4 protein-coding genes are annotated in these 4788 nt (G+C 67.8%); all 4 read right to left on the bottom strand.

The window, feature by feature from the left end; translation table 11 throughout:
• A partial coding sequence (locus E0L93_RS14205; RefSeq protein WP_279387508.1) for a complex I subunit 5 family protein occupies nt 1–580 on the bottom strand: 580 nt, incomplete at its 3' end.
• A 27-nt stretch (nt 581–607) separates the two neighbouring features.
• The gene (locus E0L93_RS14200) at nt 608–2332 is read right to left on the bottom strand and encodes a complex I subunit 5 family protein (protein WP_132692743.1); all 1725 of its coding nucleotides are present in this window, start codon (nt 2330–2332) and stop codon (nt 608–610) included.
• 12 nt (nt 2333–2344) lie between these two features.
• On the bottom strand, nt 2345–3850 hold the full coding sequence (locus tag E0L93_RS14195) for a monovalent cation/H+ antiporter subunit D family protein (protein ID WP_132692742.1): 1506 nt from the start codon (nt 3848–3850) through the stop codon (nt 2345–2347).
• Nucleotides 3851–4788 (bottom strand): complex I subunit 5 family protein (locus E0L93_RS14190; RefSeq protein WP_279387507.1); only part of this gene is annotated, 938 nt, incomplete at its 5' end.

The following is a 4788-nucleotide window of genomic DNA, read 5'->3' as shown; positions in this document are numbered from 1 at the left end:
TGCCGAAAGCCCCGTACAGCAGCGCAACCCCCATCAGATACGCCAGAGAGCCCAGCAGCGAGACGAGCAGGTAGCGCATGCCGGCCGTCAGAGCGGCCCTTCCCTGCGGCAGCGTTATGAGCGCCGCTGCGGAGAGCCCCATGATCTCCAGGGCGACATAGAGGTTGAAGATGTCCCCGGAGAGAAACAGAGAGTTCAAGGAGGCCCAAAGAAACATCCACAGAACCCAGAAGTAGCGCCCCTCCCTCTCATGCCGCTCGAAGTAGTACCGGACGGCATAGAGGGTGACGAACGCTCCCACAACGCAGCTCATCAGGACCATGAAGGCGCTCAGGCCATCGGCCCTGAGGTTGATACCCAAAGGGGCGTCCCAGCCGGCCAGCCGGTATTCGAGGGTGCCGTGGCCGGTCACCTGATAGGCCAGCACTATTGAGGCGGCGAGGGTGGTGGGGGCGGTTGCGAGGGCGAGGAAGCGCTGAGGGGTGGAGCTTTTTGCGAGCAGCATGAGGCAGCTAAAGAGGACGGCTGCGAGGGGTATGAGGATGGGCGCGACTACCCAGAAGAAGAAGAGGCCGTTCACCGGGGCTCCTCCGAGACCACGGCCCGGTCAGCCGAGCGCGGCCAGCGCCAGTAGCCCCGAGACCAGCAGCACGAAGATGGTCCCGGCGATGGTCCAGGGCCGCATCTTGTCTTCCAGCAGAAGAGTCGCGCGGTCGAGCCGGTGCGAGCTCTCCAGAATCCGTTGGTACTGCCCGGCGCTCCAGGACCTCCATCCAGCCCATACCGGCCGGACTCTTCCGTCCCACAGCCCGTAGAGGGCGGCAAGGAGGCTAAGGGCCGGGATCAGGAGGTCTCCCTCCGGGATGTGCGGGGGGCGCAGCGCGCCGCGCCGGACGAGAAGGACCGCAGCGGCCGCCCCGGCTGCGCCGAGCGCCACCGGCCACAGGGCGGAGAGCGAGAGCGTCGCCGCTACGGGCTCCGGCAGCAGGAGCACGGCTCCGGCCACCCCGGTCATCAGCGCGGCCCACGGGACCCACATGCCCGGCGGGGGGGACTTCCCGGCCTCCTGCCGGGGGAGCACCTGCAGGAAGCGGATCAGGAGCACCGTGGTCCCGGCAGCTCCGAGCTGGATCAGGGCCTCCAGCAGCCCCGGGCTCAGGGTCACGGAGGCGTAGAGGGCCTCCTTGAGCGTCTCTTTGGCCGAAGCGCCGCTCGTGAGCGGCGCTCCGGCGATCACCAGCGCGGCGAACACCAGAGCGGCGAAGACGGCCCGGCGGGAGAGGGGGGTGGCCGCCTTCTGGGCGACCCCCACGCCGAGGAAGAGCGCGCCCTTCACCAGTCCGTGGTGGGCGGCGTAGGCGAGGATCGCCGTCAGGGCCAGCGGCCAGGCGTCCGGAGTGGCGAGGCCCACGCCCAGGGCCAGCGTCATGAGCCCCATCTGGCTGATGCTGGAGTAGGCCAGCACCGTCTTCGGGTCGCTCTGGGTCGCCCCGGCCAGCACCCCGAAAAAGACGGCCGCGAGCCCGAGGAGCATGACGAGCGTGCCCCAGCCCGGCGCTCCGGCCTCGCCGGCCGGCAGGAAGTGCAGCCAGCCCAGCAGCCCGGCTTTGATCATGGTCCCGGAGAGGACCGCGCTCGCCGGTGTGGGGGCGGCCGGGTGCGCCAGCGGAAGCCACAGGTGCAGCGGTATCGCTCCCGCCTTGACACCGAAGCCGATCAGGGCCAGCGCGATGACCGTATCCCGGGCCGGAGAGCCCGCCACGGCGGCGGATACGCCGGCCAGCTCATTCGTTGCGGAGATCGAGGCCGAGATCAGCACGGCCGGCAGCACGAAGGCCTCCCCGATGATGGTCATGACCAGGTACACCTGCGCCGCCCGGCGGGCTTTGGAAGTTGCGTCGTGGATCACCAGCCCGTAGGCCGAGAAGCTCATCAGGACGAAGAACAGGTAGAAGCTGGCGATGTCCCGGGCCAGGATCAGGCCCAGGTTACCGGTCATGGTGATCAGGAAGAAGGCGAAGAAGCGGTGCCTGTTCGCATCCCCGGCCATGTATGAACGGGCGTAGATCCCGGCGACGGTCCACAGCAGCGCGGTGAACAGCAGGAAGACCCGGGTCGTCCCGTCGAGGCCGAGGCTCATGCCGAGCAGAACCCACGGCAGCTCTGCGCCGCCCTCCCCCAGGAGCGCGAGGCCGAGGGCGGGGAGCGCTGCCAGCGGCGCGAGCGCGAGAGATGCCCGGCGGAGGCTCGGGGACAGGATGGCGAAGGCCAGAAGGAGCGGCAGCGCGAGCGCCGCCGGCCACGCTGCGGCCGTCAGGTACGTCTGGCTCACGGCTTCCTCCTCCTAGTCAAGCTCGTACCCCCATTCCTGCGCGGCTATGAATTCCGCCCACCCCAGGGGGCTTATCCACAGCCCGGCGAGGATCCCCACCAGGATCACGAACGCCGCCACGATCAGGGTGGGGAAGAGGAGCAGCCAGTCGGCCTCGAACCGGCTCGGGGGGCGCTTCTCCTCCCACTTCTCCTTGTCCGGCTTACCGAAGAACGCCACGTAGATCACCGGCAGGAAGTAGGCGGTGTTCAGCAGGGTGCTCGCCACCAGCACCGCTACGGCCCATCCCTGTCCCGCTTCCAGAGCTCCGGTTCCCAGATACCACTTGCTGATGAACCCGGCCATCGGCGGGAGGCCCATCATTCCCAGGGAGCCCACGGTGAAGGCCGTCATGGTCCACGGCAGCCGCCTCCCGACGCCGCCCATCTTGCTGATGTGCTTTATCCCCAGCGTCTCGGAGATGACACCCGCGCAGAAGAAGAGGGTTACCTTCATGACGCCCTGATGCACCAGGTGCACGATGCCGCCCATGCTGCTCAGAAACCCGACCAGTGAGACGCCGAGGACGATGTAGGAGACCTGGCTCACCGTGGAGTAGGCGAGCCGCTTCTTGAGCTCGTCCTCGAATAGAGCCTTGACGGAGCCGTAGACTATGGTGAAGGAGGCCAGCAGGGCGAGGGGGAGGGTAACCCCGAGAGCGGCGGAGAGCTCGATGCCGAAGATGTCGTAGACGACCCTCACTATCCCGAACGCTCCGGCCTTCACGACCGCCACGCCGTGCAGCAGGGCACTGACGGGGGTGGGGGCGATCATCGCGGCGGGCAGCCAGGAGTGAAGGGGTACGAAGGCGTTCTTGACCCCGAATCCCAGAACCAGGAAGGCGAAGATGGCTATGAGGACGGCGGGGCTGGCCTCATCCCCCGAGAGCGCACCGCCGGTGACGAACTCCGTCGAGCCCGTTATTATCTGCAGCGCTATCGCGCCGGCCAGCACGGCCACGCCGCCGGCGAGAGTGTAGATCAGGTACATCCGTCCTATCCGCATGGCCTCCCGGGTCTCCCGGTGCACCACGAGCGGGTAGGTGGCGAGGGTGAGTATCTCGTAGAAGATAAAGAGCGTGAACAGGTTGCCGGCCAGAGCTATCCCGGCGGTGGCGCTCACCGAGAGTCCGAAGAAGGCATAGAAGCGGGACCTGTGCGGGGCGTCCCTGAGATAGCCGATGGAATAAAGGGTGGTGACGAGCCACAGCCCGGCCGAGAGGACCAGAAACAGCATCGAGAGCGCGTCGGCCCGGAGCAGGAAGTCTATGCCGGGCAGCACCGGCACGCGTATCTCGTAGCTCTCCCCGAGGTAGATTCCCCACAGCATCGCGAGGACCAGCCCGAGCTTCAAGACCTCCGCGCCCAGATAGAGCGCCGTCCGCAGCCGGTCCCGGTCGTCGCCGATGAAGAAGATGGCCAGGCTGGCCAGCGCCGAGATCAGGATGATAGTTGGCGGCAGGAGCACGGACAGGTCCATCTACGTTCCCCCTAGTACCGGCTGCGAGGGGAAGGGTGCGCCGACCCGCAGCAGTTCGAGCAGCGGAGCCGAGAGCAGCGCCAGAAAGAGCGCGACGACGGCCAGGAGGAGAGCCACCGCCTCCATGGTCCGCGACGGAGGGAACGGAGGCTTCTCCATCGGCGCGTGTATGAGAGCCGGGTTCATGAACCGCAGCAGGTAGAGGGCCGAGAGAATGCCGCCGACCAGCAGAACCGCTCCCAGCCACCACTGGCCACTCTCCATGGCGGCGCTCACGAGCAGCCACTTGGCGGTGAATCCCCCGCTGGGGGGCAGTCCCATGAGCGTGATCCCGGCTACGGCGAAGCCGGCGACGGCGAGCGGCAGCCTCGTGGCGATTCCTTCCATCCTGCGGATCTCATCATGCCCCGTGGCGTATATGATCGCGCCGACGCTCATGAAGGCCGCAGCCTTGGCGCAGGCGTGCGAGAGGGCGTGGTAGACGCTCCCGCTCCAGGCGTCGAACCCCCACCCGGCCGCCGTCCCGAGCGAGAACACGACGAACAGGTAGCCGACCTGCGAGACGGAGGAGTACGCCAGGAGCATCTTGAGCCGCTCCTGCCGCAGGGCCATGACCGCTCCCCACACTATGGCGACGCCGCCGAGTATCCCCAGAAGCTGACCGGCGACCGGCTCTATGGCCCCGCCGAAAGCGTCGAACCAGAGACGCAGCAGCAGGTAGAAGGAGGCCTTGCCTACCAACCCGGCAAGAAGGGCGCTGGCCGGGCTCGGGGCGCCGGCGTAGGCCGGGGGCAGCCAGAAGTGCAGCGGGAAGAGCCCGGTCTTGAGCGCCATCCCGAGCGAGATGAGCGCGATCGCCGCCCACACGGCGGGGGCCGGGGCCATGAGCTCCCCGAGCAGCGCGATGTCCAGCGTGCCGAAAGCCCCGTACAGCAGCG

The sequence above is a fragment of the Rubrobacter taiwanensis genome, assembly GCF_004337705.1.
Taxonomy (GTDB): Bacteria; Actinomycetota; Rubrobacteria; order Rubrobacterales; family Rubrobacteraceae; genus Rubrobacter_C; species Rubrobacter_C taiwanensis.
Note: the sequence above shows the minus strand (reverse complement) of the source record. Positions and strands in the feature narration are given on the sequence as shown.

Coding starts and splice junctions, on each gene's coding strand:
- E0L93_RS14195 (WP_132692742.1), bottom strand. CDS start 3,850: ATGGACCTGTCCGTGCTCCTGCCGCCAACTATCATCCTGATCTCGGCG.